The organism is Sphingobacterium sp. WOUb80, assembly GCF_050058145.1.
Lineage (GTDB): Bacteria > Bacteroidota > Bacteroidia > Sphingobacteriales > Sphingobacteriaceae > Sphingobacterium.
Genome location: NZ_CP165617.1, coordinates 1682279 through 1705902 on the forward strand (window position 1 = coordinate 1682279; position 23624 = coordinate 1705902).

The following is a 23624-nucleotide window of genomic DNA, read 5'->3' on the forward strand; positions in this document are numbered from 1 at the left end:
TCGATTGCACGAAATTGAGTATGCTGATTATTTACCGTCTTTATAAAATTCCCGTTTTTCCAATGTGCCATTTTCGTAAGATTCGGTATAAATCAACGATCCTTTTTTTCTTGTATGGACTATCGGCTCCCCCGTTTCTGCATTATATTCTTGCAATAATTTATAATAACTCCATTTTCCAATTGGCAATCCATTATTATAGGTTGCTTCCAAATAAGTATAATTATCTGTGAATGCTGGATATTCCGCTAAATTCACATAATGATTTGATTTAAATTCTAACCATTCTCCTTCCTTGCGGTGATTCTTCACCAACCCTTGTTCCTCCTCACTTCTATACAAACCATTCTGATCGTAGTATCTGGAAAATTTTCCATTGACTAAAACCTGATACTGATGTGTCGGTTTAGGTTTAAAAGGATCGTCATTAAACTCATAGTCCTGCAAAGAGATCCTATAATATTTGTCGATATAAAACAAGGTATAATCTGCAAATCCCATTTCTCCTTCACGATGCAGATATATTCGCATCATATCTATAGGTTTATTGTCCTTTATCGAAATTAAATATATCTTTTCGATAAAGGGTTGGGCATAACGGACAGTATTGTATACGGCCATAAAATGCAATGAATAGTCACCATAAGGGATGAAATTGGAAGCAATTTTAATTTTATCATATTTTTCATTGACACTTTTATTGTATGGAAATGAAATATCGTATTCTTCGGAGAGCGATACAAGTTTTTTTTCAATTATCTTATTAAATTTCAGCGTGCTGACAGCTCCCGATTTCCTTGGATCTTGTATTACGGAAAGTACAGAGTCGATAGTTGGCTGTTTTGAAATATTGGCATACCCAAAGGGTAGCCCTATACGATTTTTCTTATCCGTGTTAAAAACAATTGACCGCTCATGTAACATAGGTCTATTAGACACTTTTTTGTCTGTTTGTGCTGTGCTGTTATTAGAAAGAAGGAAAAAGAGAAAACAAATGTAGTTTATCTTTTGAAACAGGACCTTTTTCATTTGTCTTCTTACGTGTTTGGAAATTATAAATTGAGCTTTACAGAAAGATTTTAATGACTAGAATGTAGTACTTTTGCTTGGCTTTCAAGCGAGCAAACAATAAAAAATGGATCAGAACACAACGTTGAAAACTATAAACTATTCAGGCATCTTTCTCTCTTGTTTTTCCGAATCTAGCGAAAAATGTATCCATGCAACTCCAGAGCATGTTCTACTTTACCTATATTCGGGCGAACAAGTGATTGAAGATAGGGATAAAAAGATTACCATACAAGCTGGAGAATGTGCATTTATACGTCGTAACCACCGCTTGTTGATGTATAAGAATAGTAAAGGTGACGATTTATACAATGGAATTTCCCTGACTTTCAATCGGACACTGCTGCGCGAATTTTACGGTAAACTGAGCAAAAATAATCTGCCCAAAAAGGCCCCATTATCGGATAGGAATGTTTTTAAAATTGATGCGAGAGCAGATATTACAAGTCTTTTTCAGTCGTTGGTCCCCTATTTTGATGAGAAACTAAAACCTTCGGACGGCGTTGCACAGCTTAAATTACAGGAGGGCATTTATGCCCTATTAAACAATTCGGAAATCTTCTTTCCCATTTTATTTGATTTTGCGGAGCCTTGGAAAATCGATATTTTGGAATTTTTGAATGAAAATTATATGGACGAGCTGACGATGGAACAGGTCGCATTCTATACTGGCCGAAGTCTAGCAACATTCAAAAGGGACTTTAAAAAGATTAGCAACCTAAGTCCCCAGAAATGGTTAATTAGACGTCGTCTGGAAGCTGCTTATATCAAGCTGAAGGAAGAGGGCAAAAAAGTGAATGATGTGTATCTCGAAGTGGGATTTAAAAATCCTTCTCATTTTTCAACTGCTTTTAAAAAGCACTATGGTTTTAACCCCTCAGAAATTTAATAATCAGATCCTGTCCTGATCGTTGGCGGTATTCCTGCCAAAATAGTCGAAGTGACTTTTTATAGAACTATATTTTTGCTAACCCGCTCGCTGGGTATCTATAGCATATGTCTGTTCATGCCGCTATATAACCAACTCGACAGCCAATATGTCCAGTTGAACCTATTGTTTCTTTAAATGCCCCTCTGCCTGATCTAAATTTGTCTTAACAAGAAAATTAGAACAGTAATCAAAAACCAGAAGCAATGAAAACAACACTTTCAACAATCCTTTTAGCGGTAACATACGCATTAAGTATCCCTACAATTGTAAATGCACAGTATTATGAAACACCTGCGTCTTTTTCGACACTCAATAAGGAAATAAGACCCTTCAAAATTAACATTCCACAGGCAAAACTTGACGAGCTTAAAAAACGTATTGCCCAGACCCGATTTCCAGATAGAGAAACCGTCAAAGATGAATCACAAGGCATTCAACTTGCGCAGCTTAAAGATCTTGTGTCCTATTGGGGCACTGGCTATGATTGGAGGAAATTGGAGAAAAAATTCAATGCTCTTCCACAGTATGTTACCCATATTGATGGATTAGATATTCAATTCATTCATGTACGTTCCAAAGAACCCAATGCTTTGCCATTGATCCTTACCCATGGCTGGCCGGGTTCGCCACTAGAATTTATTGGTGCAATAGGCCCATTAACTGATCCTGTCAGTTATGGCGGAAAAGCAGAAGATGCTTTCGACGTAATTATACCAGCAATACCGGGGTATGGTTTTTCAGAAATCCCTAAAGAAATAGGCTGGAATCCCGATCGTGTAGCAAAAGCCTGGGATGTATTGGTAAAACGCCTCGGATACACAAAATATGTCTCGGAGGGCGGCGACCATGGCTCGGTCATCTCCGATGCATTAGCTAGACAGGCTCCCTCAGGTCTCTTGGGAATCCACTTGACAATGCCGGCGACAATTCCTTCTGATCTAGTTAAGCAGATAAATGCAGGAGACCCTGCTCCAACGGCACTTTCAGAAGACGAACGCAATGCTTATCAGGCCCTAAGTGCCTTTTTTGGGAAAAATGCCGCCTATGGCGGAATGATGGTGACACGACCGCAGACTACTGGTTATTTACTTTCCGACTCTCCTAGTGCCCTAGCTGCATTTCTCTACGAAAAAATCGCTGAGTGGAGCGAAAGTGATCTCCATCCAGAAACTATAATTGGCAGAGATGCAATACTTGATGATATAACATTATACTGGCTGACAAATACTGGCGCTTCTTCTTCAAGATTCTATTGGGAAAATAGTAATAATAATTTTAGCTCCGATCATCAAAAGACCAAGGACATCAAAGTTCCAGTGGCCATTTCAGTATTTCCGCATGAAATCTATCAAGCACCTGAAAGCTGGTCGAAAGCGGCTTATCCTTCATTATTTTACTACCATAAGGCACCTAAGGGCGGCCATTTTGCGGCCTGGGAACAGCCACAGGTATTTGCCGAAGAGCTTAGAGCTGCATTCAAACCGCTTAGATTACACTGATTTTAATACAATGATTTCTTAACATGTGCCTATGTATTCGAAGAATATTTAGTTGCCATTTCAGAGATAAAAGAGCCCGTTTAAACAGATCTATTTGTCATCGGGCTCATAAATCTTGTTCCAGTTGTACATTGAAATACAAACTAATATTTTCTTTCAATAAAGAGGCAGATTAAACGCATTCAACTGAATATAGAAAAGTTCCAACAGATAAAAATCAAGAAAATGTACAGATTAGCAATTTTAATGATGAGCCTCCTGATGTTATTCAGAGGTTATACCAAAGGACAAACTTCTTCGGGTCAGATTAGCTGGGAATGTATACTTAAAAAAACATCGAGCGATGAAGGGGAAATTTTAATCAAAGCCAAGATACCTGCTGGATGGCATCTTTATGCACTTGGAAATAGTCCCAATAGCCCCATCCGAATGAACTTCAAGTTCACAGCCAACAAATCTTATGAATTGATTGGGGCTGTTAGTCAACCCAAGCCGCTCAGCAAATTGGAGAAACAGTTGGGTATTCCGGTAACCTATTTTGAGGATGAGGTAACGTTTGGCCAAAAGATCAAAATAAAGGGAAAAAACGGCTTGGTAAAGGGAACCATCCAATTTATGCAATGCAGCGATGAAATTTGCGTACCGCCACAAGACTTTGGCTTTTCTTTAAAACTGCGGCCATAAGTAGGCTCGCAGAAACCCAAAAGAATTTCTGTAATAAACTAAAATTTATATTATGAAAACTTTAAAAGACATCCTATATATTTTAAGTCTCCCTCTAATTATTACCATGATCATGACTGTTAAAGGATTTGCAGATGATCATAGATTGGCAGACATCAAAGCAGATAAGAGCGACAAAAGCTTTGCTGTAGTTGAACTTTTTACTTCCGAAGGATGCTGGAGCTGTCCTCCGGCAGATGAGCTGATTGCGAAACTTCAGAAAGATAACCAAAACAAGAAATTGTTTATCATGGCCTTTCATGTTGATTATTGGGATCATCAGGGCTGGAAGGATCGCTTCAGCAAAGCTGAATTTACTGAAAGGCAGCGGCAATATGCTTCTTGGATGAAGCTCCATACATTATACACACCACAATTGGTCATCAATGGTAAGACAGAGATGGTCGGTTCTGAAACAAGCAAAGTGCTGAGCGGTATCCAATCGGCGATACAGGAAAACCATCCTGAAAATCTAGCTATTAAAATAGATAGAAATGAGGCACGTCATGTTCAGGTAAGCTATAGCTCATCGTCATTATCACGGCATTCAACTATCCTGATGGTCCTTGTCCAAAAGCAGGCTTCATCACAGGTCACGGCTGGCGAAAACGCAGGTAAATCCCTTTCACATGTGCAGATTGTCCGGCAATTGCAGCGCCGTATACTTAAAGCAAAGGATAGCTTTTCATTTAATCTCCCGGACGCAGATAAAGATTATGAAATTATTGTATTTGAGCAAAATCAACAGTCTGGTGAAATCATTGACGCAACGAGCATTAGTCTATAAAATGCTGTCTGTTTCGACAACAGATATGCCGTTTTAAAGGATCAATATGTCGGGTTCAACATCTTTCCTCTTTTCAGAGAAGGTCTGACGCTATAATTTTAATAAAAAAAGGAGAATATCATGAAGCACATAAAACGAAATAAATTACTGACGATTACTCTACTGTGTCTAGGACTTAGTTTCATTGTCTTACAATTTTTCAATGAGCCAATAGCCCAAGCTTCAGCTAAAGGCCAGCTAGAAGGCGTTCCGGAAGAAGTATCATTTATTTTGGAACGCTCATGCTACAATTGTCATTCCAATACCCAGCAGCTTTCATTCTTTGATAAAATCGCTCCGATTTCGTGGATTGTTAACAAGGATATCAAAAGAGCCCGTGAAGTCATGAACTTTTCTGAATGGGACAAACTTTCCGAAGCAGAAAAAAAAGGAAAGTTTTATGCCATATTCAATATGGTCAAGGCCGGGAAAATGCCACTTCCCAGCTATATATTGACGCATCCAGAATCGAAACTCTCCAAAATTGAAATAGAGACGATTAAGCAATTTGCTTTATCACTTTCAGAAAAAGATACGTTTATCCCATTGAATACGGTTGCTGACACAATACAAACTTTTCAAGTACAACAGACATTTGCAGCTTCAGGAGTAGCAAAAGCTGAAGTTCCGGTTTCACCGAATGGCATAACATACAATGCAGACTTTAAAAGCTGGAAAGTGATCGGTATGAGTACGCTTATCGATAACAGCATACGAATAATCTATGGAAATGATATTGCGGTTAAAGCTATTGCAGCAGAAAATTTTCATCCCTGGCCAGATGGGAGCGCGATTGCAAAAGCTGTTTTCAAACAGACAAAAAAAGCCAATGGCGAAATAGTTCCTGGTGATTTTGTCAATATGCAATACATGGTTAAAGATAAGGCAAAATACTCTGGGACGGAGGGTTGGGGATTTGCAAAATTTAATGGACATGAATTGAAACCAACAGGAAAGACAGCTTTATTTGCACAGCAATCTTGCATCAGCTGCCATAGACAGCTCGCCGCGTCTACAGGTTTTTTATTTAATGTACCGCCAAAAGTAAACTCCAAGAAACTAATCGAGAACTATCTAAAAACTTTACAAAATGAAAAAGATCCTATTTAAACTGTTACTAAGTAGCGTAATTTTTGTATCCTGCTCTAAAAATGTAGAAAGTGATGCTGGAAAAATCCGTTTTATGTTCGATGCGGGCGATCTCATGTTTATTTCTTCGTCATTTAATCCCGAACGGCAAACCATGTCTGCGCTCTATGGAAACCAGCAGGCAGTTTCGTTGTTGTCGAGCTCCAACAAAAGACAGATCCGCTCCTCTTTCAAGCTCGTTACCTATCAGATGCAAGATGATCCCAATTACTTCGGCAGCAAGGTAAACGGTGAATTGCTGCGTGTTGAAACATTAAAAACCGATACAAAGGGAAATCTTGAATATGGGATCGAATTTGGAAAGATGCCTTCCGGTCAGAACAAGGATCAGCGCATAGCAAACTTCCTCGACCATGAGGTTGTCAAGTTTCCTCAGTAATTCTTGAATTGTTTAAAATTAAGTTCAATAAAATATTAAAATCATGCATATCAAACTAATTATATGTCTTGGACTAGTTGTCCTGTCGCTGCTGATTTCAGCCAATGGGGCTATCATCAAAGCACAGAGTTTGTTGATTGAAGGGCGGATCGGAGTAGATCGTAGCGACAGGACAAGTTTTGAGGATACGAAGCTAATCAAAGCGGGTTTATTGAACGTTGGATACGCCGAGGTTGGACCTCAAAGCGGCAGCGTCGTTATCCTGCTGCATGGATGGCCTTATGATATCCATAGTTTCGAAAAGTCAGCGGCGCTCCTAGCCGCCAAGGGATATCACGTTCTTATTCCCTACCTTCGCGGATACGGAACAACAACATTCATTTCGTCCAAAACAATGCGTAATGCACAGCAGTCGGCCGTTGCTCTTGATATCATCAAGTTTATGGACGCACTGAAAATTGACAAGGCGATCATTGCTGGCTTTGATTGGGGTGCAAGAACAGCTGATATTATTGCAGCACTCTGGCCGGAGCGCTGTACTGCCCTAGTTGCCGTGAGTGGGTATCTAATTGGTACACCAAAAGCAAACCAAAACCCACTATTACCAAACGCTGAATTTTTATGGTGGTATCAATATTATTTTGCAACTGAGCGGGGTTATCAAGGGTATCAGGCAAATACTGCGGCGTTTAATAAACTGATCTGGAAAACAGCATCGCCAAAATGGAATTTCGACGACGCGACCTACGAACGTACTGCACTGGCATTTGACAATCCAGATCATGTCGCTATCGTCATCCACAATTATCGCTGGCGGCTTGGACTAGCCCAGGGAGAAAAACAATACGATAGATTGGAGGCAAAACTATCAAAATTGCCTGTTATCTCCGTTCCAACGGTCACACTGGAAGGCGATGCTAATGGAGCCGCATTTCCTCCGCCATCGAGTTATGCTTCAAAATTTACAGGGAAATACAAACACTATACCCTTACCGGTGGTATAGGTCATAATTTACCCCAAGAAGCTCCAGAAGCTTTCGCTCAAGCCATTGTTGAGGCAGACACTATGGCGCTAACAAACTGATCCTACTTACTGAACAACCATTTAGAACTCAAATTCCGATTCGGAATTTAAATCAATAATGACATGACAAATACAACATATCAAAAAATCTATCTCGGCGGACGTATTTTTATGTCCCTATGGTTTGCCATTAGCGGCTTCTTCGAACTTAGCCGCAATCCCGTGGTCTGGGATATTACACTAAAACTAGGCTATCCCGAGCATTTCATTTATATCCTAGGTGTATTCAAAATTTGCGGCAGTATCTTATTCTTTGTGCCCAATCGCTTAAAAGAATGGATCTTTGCAGGAATGTTTTTTGACATTACATTTGCTTTTTTCTCCAAAGTAGCGGTCCTCGGTTTAACTTCAACCGTGGATACAATGGTAGCTTTTGCAGTGCTTTTTCTAACATACTACGCATTCAATAAACTTTATGGGGCCGGTTATGCGGCCGCTTTATCCCATAAATGAGGATATACAGTTTTTTTACTGTTTATGGTGAAATTTAAATATTTTTACCTTCGCAACATATCCAAACGAAGGATATGTTGCGGTATCAAACATCAGCACATTTTTGCAATATAAATCTCATTTTCATGTTCCAGCCTAAGAAGCAAGCACCCTTTAGGATATCAAACCGGTTAATATGGATCAGCTCAATTTCGCTGGGAATACTTACTTCGATACCAAAAATTGTTGACCATCATTTTGATCCAGCTGAGGGTATAGCTGATTTTGCCGTAACCTCTGGTTTTGCATTGTTAATCTGGTATTATAATAGCTATACTATACCTGCCTATACAAAGAAAACAGGTCGTAAAAACGTTATTTCTCCCCAGTTATTTAAAGGATTGGGCGTGGGTCTTATCCTTATGTTTTTGTTATCTTCAATTCAATATTATATCCTCTCCCACCTAAATTACGGTCCTAAGATGCTGATGTACGAAGTAAGGGGAATATTGATAAATCTGACGTTCTATATGTTCATTCACATCTTGTACCAGACCTACATGAATCAACAAGTTGTACGTGAGCTCGAACGTTCCATGGCGGCCAACCTGGAAGCACAGTATGAATTATTGAAGCAGCAGGTCAACCCACATTTCCTTTTTAACAGTCTAAACACGTTAAAATATATGGTCGAAAGCCATGATAGCCAATCTGCCGAATTTATTATTAAGCTCGCTGCATTCTATAGATTTACGTTAGATAGCCTTAAACTTAATATCCTTTCGCTGAGAGAAGAGTTGGCGATTATGGACTCCTATGTTTATCTGCTGAATGCACGTTTTGAAGATGGGTTGACGATAACACAAAACCTTGATGCTAATGTGAAGGATACCTTCATTCCTCCTTTTACCCTTCAGCTACTCATCGAAAATTGTATCAAGCACAATATTGTTTCATTGGAAAAACCGCTTCATATCCGAGTCTATCACGAAGAAGACTATCTCATCGTCGAGAATAACCTTCAGGAAAGAAAAATTCCCGAACCATCGACTGGACTTGGAATTAAAAATATAGGTCAGCGTTATCTTCACCTCTCTGATAAAGAAATTAAAATTTTGAAAACAGACGATATCTTTGCCATAAAACTTCCCATAATACATACTATATGAACATCCTAATCATTGAAGATGAAATAAAGGCGGCGCGTTCACTTGAAAATCTAATTTTGAAGTTACGTCCAGATTCTCGCATCCTTTCCAAAATTCAGAGCGTCGAAGGCGCTATAGATTATCTTTCCAATACAGGTACTCCCGATTTGATCTTTATGGATATCCAATTGTCTGATGGCATCAGCTTTGATATCTTTAAGTCTGTCAAGATCCTATGTCCAGTTATCTTTTGTACTGCCTTTGGGGAATTTGCCATGGAAGCTATAAAGGAAAATGGAATTGATTACCTGCTCAAACCATTCTCAGAAGAGGACCTTAGAAGTGCTTTTGAAAAAGTTGATAATTTCAAAAATTTCTTTCAAAAGATTTCGGGTAATGATCTCACAGAGCTTATCAGCAAGATCAACGGCGGTGAAAATAAAAAGACGAGCTTTCTTGTTTTTAAACACAATAAATATCTGACGGTAAAAACAGATGATATTGCTTATTTCTATATCAATTATACCTCTCCTTCTCTGGTCACTTTCAAAGGCGAGGAATACGATTTAAATCAATCATTGGATCATTTAGCAGGCCTGTTGTCCAGCAAACAGTTCTTCAGACTTAATAGGCAATACCTCATTAGTTTTTCAGCGATCAAGGAAGTTGAACACTATTTTGGAAGAAAACTGCTTGTAAAACTGACGATTCCTACTGCCGAGAAACTACTGATTGGCAAAGATAAAACATCACAATTCCTAAGCTGGCTGGAAGATCGCTAATGGATACTGTTTATCTCTAACCTTTCAGCGACAGCGTAATTTTAATTAGAAAGTGCTTCCAGCCTGATATATATTGCCAAGGCACTGCATGCAAGTGCGAATAAAAGGAGGTACAGAAAAATATCTATCTCCTTCCCGAGTTTGATCAAAAATACAACGACAAACATCAACGGTAAGAAGATAATAAAAATAAAAAACAAAGTCGCTATGACCGTAAAAGTATCCAGACCATCATTCACAAACAATAACATGATACCAATGTAAAACAGCCAGATCAAAAGTGGAGCAAGAAAACATAGCAGCAACTTCCATCCTAGCTTAAGTTCAAAGTGCCCTTGAGCAGTATTGCGATGGTTTTTATGCAATAGATAACATATACCCACCATACATAGAATCAGCGTAGCCAGCTTCATGTAGGTATTAAATATGGTATCAGAACGGGTATTGATTCTTGAAGATGATTTAAGTTTATCATCGCTAAAGTACTGGATATGGTTAGCTTCTCCGTTAACAAAAGTTTTTACCACTTTATGGTTACCTATAGTGTCTCTGATGGTCCAAGTGGAATCTTCCAGCCCCATTTTATAAAATCCCTCCATAATCCGTTTACCGCCTTTTGTTCTTGTAAACCTTCCGTCAAGTCGCCCACCATTAAATCTCAAAGAATCAACGCTTCGTTCTGTATCTATCGTCAGCAAAGTTATTTTCTCTAAGGGAACCAGACTTGCGCTATCTCCAATAAGGCGCAAAATATCTTGGTCTAGGTTTTTAATGGATTGATTCTTATTGTAATCATCACTCTCGACCGGCTCACCAATATTCAAATAATTTATTTTGACAACAAGAAAAGAGTCTCTTTTGTAAAATTCAAATTCATCATAAGAATGAAACTCCTGCAGTGTCGGATCTTTTAGCAATACATACTGCGGCTGATCGAAAGACTGGATATATCTGAGCTGGCTGGTGGCGCAAAACGAAAAAACTGTGACAATACCAATAAAGCAGGCAGTCAATCGAACCATTAACGTTGGATTGCTCCATCGCATTGAATTATTTTCCATGTAAAACCACGCAAACAAAAGCATAGGCAAAGCAATCAGATCGGATAGGTCCACCGTTCGGCCAATATTGAAATGGCGCGTTAAAAATTCAATAAGCCCCTCGGAATATTCGCTCTTCCAAAAAGTAAATAAGACCGCTGTAGAGATAAAGACAAGCAGTTTTCGTTGAGGAAAGATCACGGACCAGAAAATAGGAAAGATAAACAGCCCGCTAAAATCAGAAAGCTTTCCAGTAATTGCATTATGGAATTCGACTTTCAGAAAAAAGTCGTTGGTAATCAATAGCGTCAGAAAAAGGATAAAAAGAGGTGAAATAAGGATCTTTAAGCGTTCAGTCATATTTTAGCGTTTACCTTTGCTATTTATACCCAATTACGCAATTGGTAACCTTAACACCCCATCGGAGTTTTGAAGACGATTAACTTAGTTACTTTTTTTCCATTGTCTTTCTGGATGCCTGTGATTCGCAAGAAATATCGACTTATACCGATAGCGCAAGGGTATTCTGTAGGCGATTTTACCTTCACTAAAAGTTTAAACCATTCTTCGCCACACTGTTCTTTTACTTTCTGCTTTAGCTCATCCATGGATACCTCGGGAAAGATAGTATGTTCCTCCTCGGTATATTCCGTACTTAAAAATTGCCCATTTCCATTTTGCTTTAATGATTTCCAAGCCGAGTTGAAATGTTTCCACTCGTTGAGGTCACAATGGGGGCCTTCATTCATAATGGTTGCGCTGGTTTCATAGCGTTGTTCTATCCGCAAATCGCTAATATGATCGCCTAAAATAGAAATAAAACTTCCTTCAATGCTTTCCCCGATCTCAACTTCTATCTCCACTGTGTCACCTTGTATCCTATCCATTTTATCTGGGTCAAAAATTGCCAGGTCTTGAATAGAAACCGTAAGATCATTGAACTTTATTGTTGTATTGGACTTCGTCTCATCTATAGCTTTTACAGTAGAGACTGTATTAATTTTCTGATCAGATATGTTTGCTTCATGATCAACATGATGTTCAATTTGCTTTAAATTTTGCTTTTGTTGCTCTATACTAGGGTTATTGCAGGAACAAAATATCCCAGTCGCTAAAATGATGATATGCAGCATTCGTTTCATAAACCTTCCAATGTTAATCGGGGTACCCTTTGGTGAATTTTTTCTTTAGTTGTCAATGTAGAACTCTCTCGATCTAGATAGACTATAATTTTTATATTCCATCAGTGTAACTGGAATTCAAACCGGTGAAATTTTCAGGGATTGCCCTTTCAATAAATCTTTGTTTTCTATGCTATTTTAGATAATTCTCTTTGGCGTTAATTGATGTGTTTTGATTGATCTGAGTACTGTAATACATAAATTGTTTACTGTTTTCATTACCAACCTTTTTAAATTTATAAGCTTCTATAATGATTGTGGTCCCGTCCACCCATCTGATATTTTCCACAGCCCAGTCATCCGTTTCAAAACTGCTGTGTTCTGCCAGATTAATCCGCAATGGGGTTTGTCCCTTGCGGACGGTAAGAATACCTATAAAACAACTATTAGGCGCATATACCTGATTATAATAATAAGCAAGAAAGTGCCCATCTGGTGATGGAATAGGAATCTCAACAGCACCATCACCAACCGAAGCGATTGTGTACTGGCTACCGTCGATGCTATCCAATAAAACAAGATCACTAAATCCCAAAGATTCGGCCACATGATTGCTAATTAGAATATGCGTTTTGAGCTGTGGAAGATAACCCTTATACTCCCAACCTCTAAATCCATCACCCTGCCCTAGTGAAGAATCATACTTTTTAAATTTTAGATTGCCTTTTCCTGTTGGAACCACTAAATTTTTCTTTTCAAACGTAAAAGTTCTGTTTGAAGTACTACTGTTACTAAATGCTTCATTATAATCATCTGCTGTTGCGATGTAGAATTTTAATTTAGGAAGACTGTCATATCTATCTCCATAGCCTACCGTCACATCTTGTTTAGATTGACCGTAAACGAGGCTTAGAGAAAAAAGAATTATCAAAGCTATTTTCATGTTTTATTTCTTGATTATCGTAGCAGAAGGCGATCATGTGAAATGAGCTTTCCTATACCATGTAACAAATATCTCTATTGGCCACCAAAAATGAGACATTTAGAACTGATTGAATATAAAGATAGACGACAAATCATAAAAGCTACAAACGAATTAATATTTGTATGGGAGAACTTATTATTCGCTATTTCTGAGAAATAAATTGCAGGCTATTATAAGAATGATCAGTATTGGATTTATTACAAAATATTGGCGCAATCAAAAAAATAAAAGTATTGTTACAGGTCAATTGGCATTGTCTTATTCTCTTCTAAAAACTGTAACCCCTTCTTTGATGGTTTCAAGTACTTTGATATCCTTTAGTTTTTGAGATTCAATTGTTAGTGGATTTTTATCCAAAATAACCAAGTCTGCCAGTTTTCCCTCCTTCAGAGACCCCTTACTTTTTTCCTCCTGATATTGATAGGCGGCATTAATCGTAATTGCTTTTAAGGCATCAATTACATCGATCCGCTCGTCTGGCCCCAAGACCATTCCTGAACGGGTCGTCCGATTAACAGCAGCATAGACACCAGTCAATAGATCAGGTGGTGTCACAGGGCTATCATGGTGGATAGTAAACAATATTCCAGCTTTTTTGGCTGATTGAGCTGGACTGATAAATGCAGCGCGTTTAGGTCCAAAAACACTTCGATAGTGCCAATCTCCCCATAAATAGACATGAGCTGAGAAGTATGAAGGAATAACACCAATTTCTTTTATTTTGGCTATGTGATCGGGTCTGCTGTTCTGCACATGAATCAAAGTCGCTCTAAGTTCCGGCTTATAAATCCCCTCTTCCTTCAATCTGCCGATCACACGAAGTGCTTGGTCTATTGCCGCATCACCATTAACGTGAAGCTGCGCTGTGATATGATTTGAGAATACTGTTTTTAGATCATTATAGAGGGTTTCGTCTGAAAAAATTGGAAAACCCTTATAATCCGCAGATTGTCCTTCAGGTGGGATGAGGTAGGGCTGTGTAAGCCAGGCCGTCTTTCCTTGAGGTGAACCATCATCGGAGAATTTAAAACCGCCAAATTTCAGTCGCTTTTCATATTTCATATAATTGGGCCTAAAGGATTCCCAATCTGCTTTATTCGCTTCAAAATCTGGGAAATATACCACATCTGCTTTGAGAAGGTTTTTGGCAGCAGCTTCTTTCAGTAAGCCGACACTCACCCCCATAGATCGTCCGTCACATATTGTCGTCTGACCATAACTAAGCCATTCATCTTGAGCCTTGATAAAATCTTTTAGAGATTGGGATAATTCGTTTTTAATAGACTTAGGCTTGGGCATCATTTCTGTTAACTTCACCAAAGCGGCAAAAGATGCATTTTCTTCCAGTTTTCCGTTCAGACGATGATCTGACGTTCGACCGTAATGGCCTCCTTCCGGATCTTTTGCATTTTCGGCAATACCCAATAAAGTAAGCATAGCACTATTTACAACACTGGCATGACCAGATGCATGAATGACAATAATAGGATTTGTGGTGCTTACGGCATCCAGTTCTACACGAGTCGGATGACGATGTTCAACCATAATGGCATCGTCATAACCGTTTCCCAATATCGGAACGGAAGATCCTGGTTTCATCTGCTGAATAACTGTTGTTAAAGCCTTTTGAAGGTCGGGTATAGAGTTTACGGTTCCATAAGGACTTGGAGAAAGATCTATTGCTTGTTCCATTCCAGCTCTTGAAGTAATATGTCCATGTGCGTCGATAAAACCGGGCAGCAATGTTTTCCCTTTTAAATCAATTTGCTGCGTATTATCTCCTATATAGGTATTTGCTTTTTGTTGACTTCCGACAAAAATAATCTTTCCATCCTTTAATACGAGAGCTTCTACCTGTGGAAACGCATCTTCCATCGTAATAATATCTCCGCCAAAATAGATTAAATCTCCTTTCGGCTGATTGCTTTTGCAAGCAAAAACAAAAAGTGGAAGAAGGAGAAATAGATATCTTTTAATTGTTCCCATACGACAGGTTAATAGTGTTTATGGATAACAAAAAAAATAGTTAATTGTTTTGCTTAATTCAATAGTACTTTCAACAGCAGAAATGGTTTAAATTGATCAGTATTAAAAACGATGTCTGCTCTGTTTACGAAAATAGATACCTAGATAGGTCGGCGATAAGCCAAACCGTTCAGAAATAGCAACAATTTTCAGACGCTCAGGATTGCGGATACGCTCTTGTAAATAACAAAAAATGCGCATCTAGATGCGCATTTTTTGTTAAAGTAAGATTGGTAACAATTGATCTAAGCTGTCTACCTGTAGAAAATTGTTGGGTTTGATTTCAGTACTAGCTTGTTCATGTGTCCACGTAACATGATAAGGAACATGTATTGCCTGCGAGCCCATTTCCAAAACTGGCAGAATATCTGAATTAATAGAATTTCCGATCATTATGAAACTCTCGGTCTGACATTCAATTTTTCGCAGCAATTTTACATAATCCTCATTTTTCTTATTACTCATAATCTCCACATGGTGAAAAAATTTTTGAAGACCAGAATTTCTCAACTTTCTTTCCTGATCCAGAAGATCACCCTTTGTGGCTACAATTAATTTATAATGGGCACTGAGCTGCACCAATGTATCCTCAACTCCATCCAGTAATTCAATAGGCATTCTTAATAAATCCTGTCCAATCTCGATAATTTTATTTACTGTCTTCAACGGTAGCTGCCCTGCAGAAATCCGGCTAGCGGTCTCAATCATACAAAGAATGAAGCCTTTCACGCCATAGCCATAGAGTGATAGATTGTTCATTTCTGTTTCAAATAGTTCTTTTGATATCGCGTGCTGTGGAAGATAGTTTTCCAATAATGCACAAAAATCGTGTTCAGCTTTTTGAAAATAGGGTTCATTTACCCATAATGTATCATCAGCATCGAATGCGATGACGTTAATTGCATCTTTATTGACAATCATTTTAATTCTTATTCAATTTACGAGTTCTACTTGATCTTGGTATTGCTATATTGTTCCAATAACGCTGTCAAATTTAATGCTGCATCATAAATGGCATTAAAAGCAAAAGGCTTTCCCTTGGCCACGTAATCATAGATATAAAGATCAGTTAAAGGTGTCGGAATAGATTCCAATTCAGTGGCTGAGATCCATTCCAGGTCCCCTTCATTACAATAAGGGGCTTCTACAAATTGGATATCAGAGACATATACATAACTGATCCAATTGTATTTTACCGGAGAAGTTTCGGTTAAAATTCCACAAAACTGTTTTGAAGTGATCCGGATACCTGTTTCTTCCATGACCTCACGTACAACGGCATCATCAGGATTTTCAAATGGGTCTATTTTTCCTCCAACAGGAACATACATATCCTTATTTGGTTCTTTAAGGCGTCTTAGCAATAAAAATCTATCTTTATTTCTTAATATACATAGTGTGGCTACTCGCTTCAAACCTGTTACTTCGTTGCTCATCTTTTTCTGTTTGTAACAAAAATAAAAAAATGTTAGGAGAGTCTTCAAGCATTTTAGCGAATTCATTCTTTTTGTCTTTTGAGTGAATGCTAAGTCCTGCTCTTCTTTTTCATGCCCTTTTTCGTTAGACTATAATTACAACTTCGATTTATAGCATATTCAATTTTATATTCGGATAAGAGCTGCGTAATAATTTCACTTGTTTCAGTCTCATGAAGTCCCAACTGTTCTCCAACTTCAATTTCGTTGAACTGCCCCCTGTTTTCTATGAGCGCTTTGTAATATTTTTCTTTATTTTTCATAATTGTGTTTTTTTTGAACTGCTACCATCATATGTGGGCTAAAAGGCAGAAGATAACTATCGTTTTCAGTAATGTGAATAAGCTCCAATAATGTTTTTCGCTTTTCAGTATGCTGTAAATTGACAAAGAAATCTTTGTCTAACCAGGCCATCCCCTCCACAGCGTACGTATTCAAATAGGTTAATCCCTGATTCATAAACTCCTCTTTCAACTCTTGGGGCTTATGATAATATGCTTCGGCTAAAAGCCATGGAAAATCATCTGGGGGATTGTGTTTGCCAATAGTTAACTCTTCTTTGCACATTTGAAAAAAAGAAGTTTTATGAATCAAACCATTTAAAAGGCCGGCTAAGGTTGAAGCCGTATAATTGATGGCAAATCCCAATATAATTCCCCCGTTTTTCAACACTCTCTTCGCTTCACAAATCGTTGATACCCGGTCATCTCTTTCCTGCAAATGGTAAAGAGGTCCATGCAGTATAACCAGGTCTGCATAATTATTAGGAAACTCCAATTTTCGGGATTCACCGATGTGAACAGAAAATTTGTTTTTTAATCTATGAGCTCTATTTTGCGCAATTTTTATATGCTTTAAAACAGGCTCTACCAAATGAACATGATGTCCTTTCTTCGCAAGCCATTCGGAATACTTGCCCGTGCCACCGCCGATGTCAATTACGGTCAAAGGAAAAGATAAAAGGTGCCGTTCGATAAGTGATTTGATTCGTTCAAATTCAAATATGCCCATTCCTTTGTCGAGCCGTGTCTCCTCGGACGCAATTGTATAGAATATTTCTATATCCCTGCTTATTAACTGTTTACTACTCATGATACGTCACATATCGCCATCAATTTGAAATACTAATACATTGCAAATTGATCGCACAATCGATTTTATAATCAATAGTTTATTTGAAATCTAAAAAATAAAAAGGTATAATCATCCGTACGCTAAAAATCACAGGATTTCCACGTGTTCGCTGCTCTTTTTAGAGCAAGTCTCTTTAGTTAAGACGCTGATGATATGTTAGATATAGTATAACAGACTACAAAAATAAGAAATTATGAGAAATTCCATCCTCATAATTTCAATTATTTAAAAGATACTAGATAGATTGATTACAAACTGCCTAATTTAGATGGTGAGATACCATAGGCCTTTTTAAAGGCATACGAAAAGTGAGAAAAATCCTTAAAACCGGCTTCAATGTAGGCATCGGAAATGCGATATCCCTTTTGACTAATCAGATAATGTGCATCCGCCAGTCTTTTTTGCTGCAACCAGCGATTTGGTGAAGTATGAAATACCTTGGCAAAATCTCTTTTGAATGTCGCCAGGCTTCTTCCCGTGAGATAGGCAAATCGATCCAGATCTACATTATATCTGTAATGCTTACTCATATAAGCTTCGAGATCAATCTTCCCTGGTTCAGCAAAGTCAAATAGAACGTCTTTTAATAATGGATTGGTCTCCAATAAAATCATTACAGCCTCTTTTACTTTCAAGGAAGAAAAAATCTTATTTAATTTGTTCCTATCGTTTAGGTATGGTCGTATCGAATTCATGTAATTCTCAAACAACAGGTTATTATCCAATCTAATTGTTCTAGGGAAGTCAACAGCAACCTGTACTTTAAAATCATATTCATTCGCAATGCTTCGGAGAGACTCCTGATCGAGAACAATTGATACGGATTCATATATGCCACCCGAAGGTGGGTATTTAGTAAACCGGGTGAGCTGATTCCGCCTTGACAATTTATAATCTCCAGCATTGAATTCATACCTTTCATCACCGATTACATTCTCTGAGCGCCCTGAAATCAAGTAAGTAAATACATGGTCGGCAATAAATTGTTCTCCCTCCCTATATTTTGAATCATAACAGGAATGTAGAATGTTTATATTTTTTGATATTGAATCCATTTTATTAAAATTATCCCACAGAATTTCACCTAATTAATTACAAGATATGTTTTAGGCCATTAAGATACAAAAAAGGGCTCTGTCTAGCTTTTCAAAAATTCCTTACCGGAGTACCTGAATTAGCTAATTAAGGTCTTTACTTCAAGAAATTCTTCCAAACCGAAACTGCCGTTTTCACGTCCAATACCTGAATTTTTAAAACCGCCAAAAGGAGCCATGGGATCATGCTTAAGGGTATTGATCAATACACGCCCCGACTTGACGCTCTTTGCTACTTCCCTGGCATGTGTAGCGGAGCGAGAGCTAATGTATGTCATGAGACCATATTCTGAGTCATTTGCCATAGAAATGGCATCCTCTTCTTTATCATAAGATATTACAGATAATACAGGACCGAAGATTTCCTCCCGAGCGATTCTCATCGCATTAGTGACACCCATAAAAACAGTAGGTTTTACATAGTACCCCTCTGTTAGCCCTTGTGGATGTCCCATCCCCCCAACCAAAAGTTCAGCCCCTTCCCCAATTCCTATTTCGATATACTGCTGAACTCGATCATATTGTTTACTATTTGCTAAAGGGCCTAATTTAAAATTACCTAACCTTGGGTCGCCAACAGTAAAACGTGTAGCCTCTCGGCTTATAAGCGTACGCACTTCATCAATTCGTGATCGTGGTACCAAAAGTCTGCTTCCTGCTACACAGGCTTGGCCGTTGTTCATGAAAGCAGCCTCCAAGGCCATAGGTATTGCAAGTGAAAAATCAGCATCTTCCAAAATAATATTTGCCGATTTGCCCCCGAGTTCCAGTGTAACACGTTTCATGGTATCAACTGCTCTTTTTGCTAAAATTTTACCTATCACTGTCGAGCCGGTAAATGAAATTTTCGTGATTTCAGGACTTCGCATAATGGTCTCTGTAATAATTTCCCCTCTGCCATTTACCATGTTGACAACACCATCAGGCAGTCCTGCAGCATCGATACATTCCATCATAATCTCAGCTTGCCAAGGACAGAATTCACTCGGTTTTAAAACTAGTGTACAACCTGCGGATAGCGCGGCCGCGACTTTTAGTGCTATAGTTCCTGCCACTGCATTCCAAGGAGTAAATAGCGCTGATACCCCTATGGGCTCTTTAATAATCCATGATTCATTAACCGCGTAGGAAAATTGGAATTTTTGTAAAACCTCAATAGCGTCAAGGAATGTTGTGGCAGCGATCATATTTGCCCATTTAGCTCGTTCTCGCGTTGCGCCATACTCTATAATTGTAGCATCTGCAAGATCATTTACCCTTCTCAAAATCTCATCATGTATAGATGTCAGATATTCTATTCGTTGCTGAATAGTTGTTTTACTATACATAATGAGTGCTTTTGAAGCAGCTTCGATAGCAATTTGTGTGTCTATCTGATCGGCATATATTACTTTAGCTATAGGCTCCCCATTTAGAGGGCTAATAACTTCCATGCACTCACTTCCATGTGGTATCGAGAATTTTCCATCAATATAAACGCTTTTTATTGTTCTCATATTTCCTCCTATTTGTTAACACAAAGTAAGAGTATTTCAGTTCACCGCGTTGTGTTCAAAAGCTCAATCTATTTTGTTCAAAAGCTCATCGGGTTACCTATTCTCTTCGTATAGTTTTATATTAATAAAAAAGAATTGGCCTCAACTGGTAATTTTTCTATAAATATAGCATCCGGCTTCCGTAGGATGATCTTGAACAAGATCATGACTATTTTCTTTTCGAATTAGGTTGATGATTAAAAAATCTCCACATGCAGCCATCGTGAAAAACATACCAAAGATCAGCAGACCAATGCTTCCATTAAAGATGGCAACAACGGCGGGAAGAATTCCCAAAATAATACCAGGTGCAATGGCTCCAATAATATACTCTTTCACTTTCAAGGGTTCTTTGCAATGACAATATGGGGTAAGCATTTTCCACATTACACCAAATTTAATAGACTTTAACCCATTTTTCGCGAAAATGGCCCATGTAATTCCATGAATCAATTCGTGAACAACAATCCCGAGGAGAATAATGCCAAAAACATAGATGCTAGCTGAAAGCCCCAAGCCACCAAACATAACTTTAAAATCCAGTTCGTATCCCCAGGCTAAATAAAAGGGTAAACCAAATACGAGAACTATTGGAATCAAGATGAGTAGACCAAACTTATTGGCCCAGACTAGATCGATCGTTAATTTCTCCTTCTCATATTTTTCAGGCTCGTACATAAATTTCATATTTGATTATAAATACATAGATTTTGAGGCTCATTGCTAAATTAACCTTTTTTTGCATATTTTATACGCCAATTCTAAAAACTGATAGTAATGAGTATGTTTAATCGGATCCGCTCAGATCATTTTGACCTCTAGGTATTTCGATAATTTAACCTATAAAAAAAGGCCAGGTACTAAAACCCGACCTTTCAATTAAAAACTAATCTCTCCCTCCCGTAAACCTTACTTCAATTTATTGGACAAAAATTCAGATGATTGGTTTAATTTAGGAAAATGAAAGAATAATTAGATTTTAAGATTCTTATTGAAAGCACTGTATCGTTAAGATTTAGCTCTCAAATCAAACAGATACTTCCGTATATCAGTTTCCAATTTTATAGGATAACTAAAATCTAAATTCTCAGCCAACAATTTTCCAATGGTAGATACTAAATCCGCCATTGCAAATAACGCATCCCAATTTGCAGGAATTGAACTTCCAGCAAATGTACTTTCGACTCTTACCCACATTTCCTCCGTCAAGTATTTTTTAAACAGTCTACCATATTTATTGGTCGTTATATTCCAATTATGCTGACTAGCTATATACCATTCAATTAGAGGTATCAGATAATCGACTCTGATAATATGCTCTGACGAAAACTTTGCGTAGAACAATTCATCTCGCAAAAGACTTTTTGCCACATATGTTGTGTCCCACCAAAAATCATTTAAAACCTGCTGTACTTTCTTTACTGAGGGCCTTTTAATGATAGAGGTTTGATAGCTGGGTTTTTGCATCTCCGAAGTAATTCCATCTTTATCAACCAAGACTTTATAGCCAATATCCCAATCTTCAGGTAGCTCAGCTCTTTCTAGATCCACTAAAAATTTCACTTTGCTATATAACTTGAAATCTACTTTTATGTAGTCATCATATAATACCATTTTCATTCCATGCCGACCTTCAAAGCAGTACTCGTCTTCCTCAATCATTGCGATGGTTTCTCCAAAATACCGTATCCAACTATTGTCGGTAATATAATTGGAATTGTCATTAAATACGAGTTCGATATCTAAATCACTAAGGTCATCTACTGGAGCCAATGGATTGACAAGAGAACTCGTTAGTAATGCAACACGTATATCCCCATTGTTTTCCGCCCATTCACTAATCATTTTTAATTTTTCGTTTCTCAACTTCATATCATAAAAGTACCACTAATTTATCCAACTTTTTATTTTTTGGAATAGCTGTTCGGCATCCTCTTTTATTCCAAAAATAATTCCTGATTTTCTCATCCTCAACCATGGAAACCCCAAATAATACAGCCGATCTATTGGCGCTTGACCATTTAAATGAATTGGTTGCTGTCTTTCATTCAATAATCCCGGAATTTTAAGATATTTGAAATCTCCACGATAGCCTATTGCCCATATAATGGTATCGATCTCCTCGAACTTTAACTGTAGAATACCACTGTCTGCTTTATATTCATTGTCTGGTAAATCTGCTGCATCAATGTCTTGTTTTGAGGGAAATTCAATTTGGCTAACTTCAATATACTGATCCACTTTATGCTTCATCATTTCCGAATGTTTATCTGCAAAATGAATATGTTGCTTAACCGTATCTGTGAAATAAATTCGTTTATCGTCAGTAGCTTCCAACATGCCAAGGTTTTTAACGCCCAAGCGATTTAAACTTTGTAAACTAATCGTATGGCCATATTTTCCTAATCCTGAAACCTGTGGCTGTGTAGACTTCGTCACTGACAGATCTGTTAGTTGATCTGTTCTTTGGCTCATCAACCCAGATAAATGTAGCCATTCCATCATGTCTTTGCCACGATATCTCCTCGGCGACCGCGCCACAAGACTCGTTGCCAGGTAAATACTTCCTTTTTGTGGAAAATTCGCTTGAACCAATTCTTCGGCGAGTTGTACTCCCGATTGACCACTTCCTACTATTAAAACATTTCCCCTTACCTGATCGGGATTTCGATAAGCTCCGACATTAATTTGTTTTATTCTATCCGGAATCTGAAAGGCGAAGTCAGGAGTACCATAGTCACTCATTGCCCCCGAAGCTACTACGATTTGATGCGTCATCAAACGCCCCTTCTCTACTCCTGACTCAAAACATACCTCATAATGCTCGCTATCTTCATGTTTATAAATCGCATCCACACGATGCTGCTCTAGAATTGGAAGTCTGTGCTGCAGGGCATAATTTTGTAATTTTTCCACATATTCGTTTCTGCTCATAAAAGCCTCCCTGTCTATACTATCATCCAGCAGCTCGCCAGGAAGTAAATTCATCCAATTGGGGGTATTCAAAGAGAATGAATCCCATCTTTGGTCTGTCCAGGAAGAAGCGATGTTATTCCGTTCCAATACCAAGTGATCGATCCCTTCCTTTTTCAAATAATAACTGATGGCTAAACCTGCCTGTCCAGCCCCTATCACAATTACTTCATAATATCGATATACGTTCCGTTCCATTAGATTTTGTTTTATATTTTTGT

25 protein-coding genes are annotated in these 23624 nt (G+C 38.1%); 10 read left to right on the forward strand and 15 right to left on the reverse strand.

Annotated features, from left to right (window positions below):
* Positions 1-27 precede the first annotated feature (27 nt).
* Entirely contained in the window at positions 28-939 is a 912-nt protein-coding gene (locus AB1Z56_RS06830) for a hypothetical protein (protein ID WP_426791518.1), read from the reverse strand.
* 196 nt (positions 940-1135) lie between these two features.
* Here AB1Z56_RS06830 and AB1Z56_RS06835 point away from each other — a divergent pair, with 196 nt between their 5' ends.
* From AB1Z56_RS06835 to AB1Z56_RS06880, 10 genes are all read left to right on the forward strand, one after another.
* Positions 1136-1957, forward strand: a complete 822-nt coding sequence (locus tag AB1Z56_RS06835) for a helix-turn-helix domain-containing protein (protein WP_426791519.1) — start codon at positions 1136-1138, stop codon at positions 1955-1957.
* Positions 1958-2202: 245 nt separating this feature from the next.
* The gene (locus tag AB1Z56_RS06840) at positions 2203-3498 is read left to right on the forward strand and encodes an epoxide hydrolase family protein (protein ID WP_309359375.1); all 1296 of its coding nucleotides are present in this window, start codon (positions 2203-2205) and stop codon (positions 3496-3498) included.
* 225 nt (positions 3499-3723) lie between these two features.
* The gene (locus tag AB1Z56_RS06845; protein WP_309359373.1) at positions 3724-4182 is read left to right on the forward strand and encodes a protein-disulfide reductase DsbD domain-containing protein; all 459 of its coding nucleotides are present in this window, start codon (positions 3724-3726) and stop codon (positions 4180-4182) included.
* 52 nt (positions 4183-4234) lie between these two features.
* Entirely contained in the window at positions 4235-5008 is a 774-nt protein-coding gene (locus tag AB1Z56_RS06850; protein ID WP_426791520.1) for a DUF1223 domain-containing protein, read from the forward strand.
* Between the two features lie 120 nt (positions 5009-5128).
* A complete protein-coding gene (locus tag AB1Z56_RS06855) occupies positions 5129-6157 on the forward strand; it encodes a heme-binding domain-containing protein (protein ID WP_426791521.1) in 1029 nt (342 codons plus the stop codon).
* The gene (locus AB1Z56_RS06860) at positions 6138-6575 is read left to right on the forward strand and encodes a hypothetical protein (protein ID WP_309359367.1); all 438 of its coding nucleotides are present in this window, start codon (positions 6138-6140) and stop codon (positions 6573-6575) included. The genes AB1Z56_RS06855 and AB1Z56_RS06860 overlap by 20 nt, the downstream gene beginning before the upstream one ends.
* A gap of 43 nt (positions 6576-6618) precedes the next feature.
* Positions 6619-7659: an alpha/beta fold hydrolase gene (locus tag AB1Z56_RS06865; RefSeq protein ID WP_426791522.1), complete on the forward strand. Its 1041-nt coding sequence runs from the start codon at positions 6619-6621 to the stop codon at positions 7657-7659.
* Positions 7660-7722: 63 nt separating this feature from the next.
* Positions 7723-8112, forward strand: a complete 390-nt coding sequence (locus AB1Z56_RS06870) for a DoxX family protein (RefSeq protein ID WP_426791523.1) — start codon at positions 7723-7725, stop codon at positions 8110-8112.
* A gap of 125 nt (positions 8113-8237) precedes the next feature.
* A complete protein-coding gene (locus AB1Z56_RS06875; protein ID WP_426791524.1) occupies positions 8238-9260 on the forward strand; it encodes a sensor histidine kinase in 1023 nt (340 codons plus the stop codon).
* Positions 9257-10021, forward strand: coding sequence for a LytR/AlgR family response regulator transcription factor (locus AB1Z56_RS06880; protein WP_309359359.1), 765 nt, complete (start codon positions 9257-9259; stop codon positions 10019-10021). The genes AB1Z56_RS06875 and AB1Z56_RS06880 overlap by 4 nt, the downstream gene beginning before the upstream one ends.
* 41 nt (positions 10022-10062) lie before the next feature.
* On the opposite strand, the gene AB1Z56_RS06885 is transcribed toward AB1Z56_RS06880, so the two are convergent.
* From AB1Z56_RS06885 to AB1Z56_RS06950, 14 genes are all read right to left on the reverse strand, one after another.
* On the reverse strand, positions 10063-11421 hold the full coding sequence (locus AB1Z56_RS06885) for a hypothetical protein (RefSeq protein WP_309359357.1): 1359 nt from the start codon (positions 11419-11421) through the stop codon (positions 10063-10065).
* 50 nt (positions 11422-11471) lie between these two features.
* Positions 11472-12203 carry a hypothetical protein gene (locus AB1Z56_RS06890; protein ID WP_426791525.1) on the reverse strand — a complete coding sequence of 244 codons (732 nt, stop codon included), beginning with the start codon at positions 12201-12203 and terminating at the stop codon, positions 11472-11474.
* 172 nt (positions 12204-12375) lie between these two features.
* A complete protein-coding gene (locus AB1Z56_RS06895; RefSeq protein ID WP_426791526.1) occupies positions 12376-13125 on the reverse strand; it encodes a hypothetical protein in 750 nt (249 codons plus the stop codon).
* A 300-nt stretch (positions 13126-13425) separates the two neighbouring features.
* Positions 13426-15153 (reverse strand): amidohydrolase, encoded by a 1728-nt coding sequence (locus AB1Z56_RS06900; protein ID WP_309359351.1) that lies wholly within the window; start codon positions 15151-15153, stop codon positions 13426-13428.
* Between the two features lie 102 nt (positions 15154-15255).
* A complete protein-coding gene (locus AB1Z56_RS06905; RefSeq protein WP_426791527.1) occupies positions 15256-15393 on the reverse strand; it encodes a hypothetical protein in 138 nt (45 codons plus the stop codon).
* An 18-nt stretch (positions 15394-15411) separates the two neighbouring features.
* Entirely contained in the window at positions 15412-16113 is a 702-nt protein-coding gene (locus AB1Z56_RS06910) for an HAD family hydrolase (RefSeq protein ID WP_309359349.1), read from the reverse strand.
* A gap of 26 nt (positions 16114-16139) precedes the next feature.
* Positions 16140-16628 carry an NUDIX hydrolase gene (locus AB1Z56_RS06915; RefSeq protein WP_313263248.1) on the reverse strand — a complete coding sequence of 163 codons (489 nt, stop codon included), beginning with the start codon at positions 16626-16628 and terminating at the stop codon, positions 16140-16142.
* An 89-nt stretch (positions 16629-16717) separates the two neighbouring features.
* Positions 16718-16930, reverse strand: coding sequence for a hypothetical protein (locus tag AB1Z56_RS06920; protein ID WP_426791528.1), 213 nt, complete (start codon positions 16928-16930; stop codon positions 16718-16720).
* Complete coding sequence (locus AB1Z56_RS06925; RefSeq protein ID WP_426791529.1) at positions 16920-17759, reverse strand: class I SAM-dependent methyltransferase; 840 nt, start codon at positions 17757-17759, stop codon at positions 16920-16922. Before AB1Z56_RS06925 ends, AB1Z56_RS06920 begins: the two co-directional genes overlap by 11 nt.
* A gap of 290 nt (positions 17760-18049) precedes the next feature.
* Positions 18050-18856 carry a helix-turn-helix domain-containing protein gene (locus AB1Z56_RS06930; protein WP_426791530.1) on the reverse strand — a complete coding sequence of 269 codons (807 nt, stop codon included), beginning with the start codon at positions 18854-18856 and terminating at the stop codon, positions 18050-18052.
* A 119-nt stretch (positions 18857-18975) separates the two neighbouring features.
* A complete protein-coding gene (locus AB1Z56_RS06935) occupies positions 18976-20391 on the reverse strand; it encodes an aldehyde dehydrogenase family protein (RefSeq protein ID WP_426791531.1) in 1416 nt (471 codons plus the stop codon).
* Between the two features lie 141 nt (positions 20392-20532).
* Positions 20533-21108: a DUF3267 domain-containing protein gene (locus AB1Z56_RS06940; protein WP_309359337.1), complete on the reverse strand. Its 576-nt coding sequence runs from the start codon at positions 21106-21108 to the stop codon at positions 20533-20535.
* Between the two features lie 330 nt (positions 21109-21438).
* Positions 21439-22302, reverse strand: coding sequence for an AadS family aminoglycoside 6-adenylyltransferase (locus AB1Z56_RS06945; RefSeq protein ID WP_309359335.1), 864 nt, complete (start codon positions 22300-22302; stop codon positions 21439-21441).
* A 15-nt stretch (positions 22303-22317) separates the two neighbouring features.
* Positions 22318-23601: an NAD(P)-binding domain-containing protein gene (locus tag AB1Z56_RS06950; RefSeq protein WP_426791532.1), complete on the reverse strand. Its 1284-nt coding sequence runs from the start codon at positions 23599-23601 to the stop codon at positions 22318-22320.
* Positions 23602-23624: the final 23 nt, after the last annotated feature.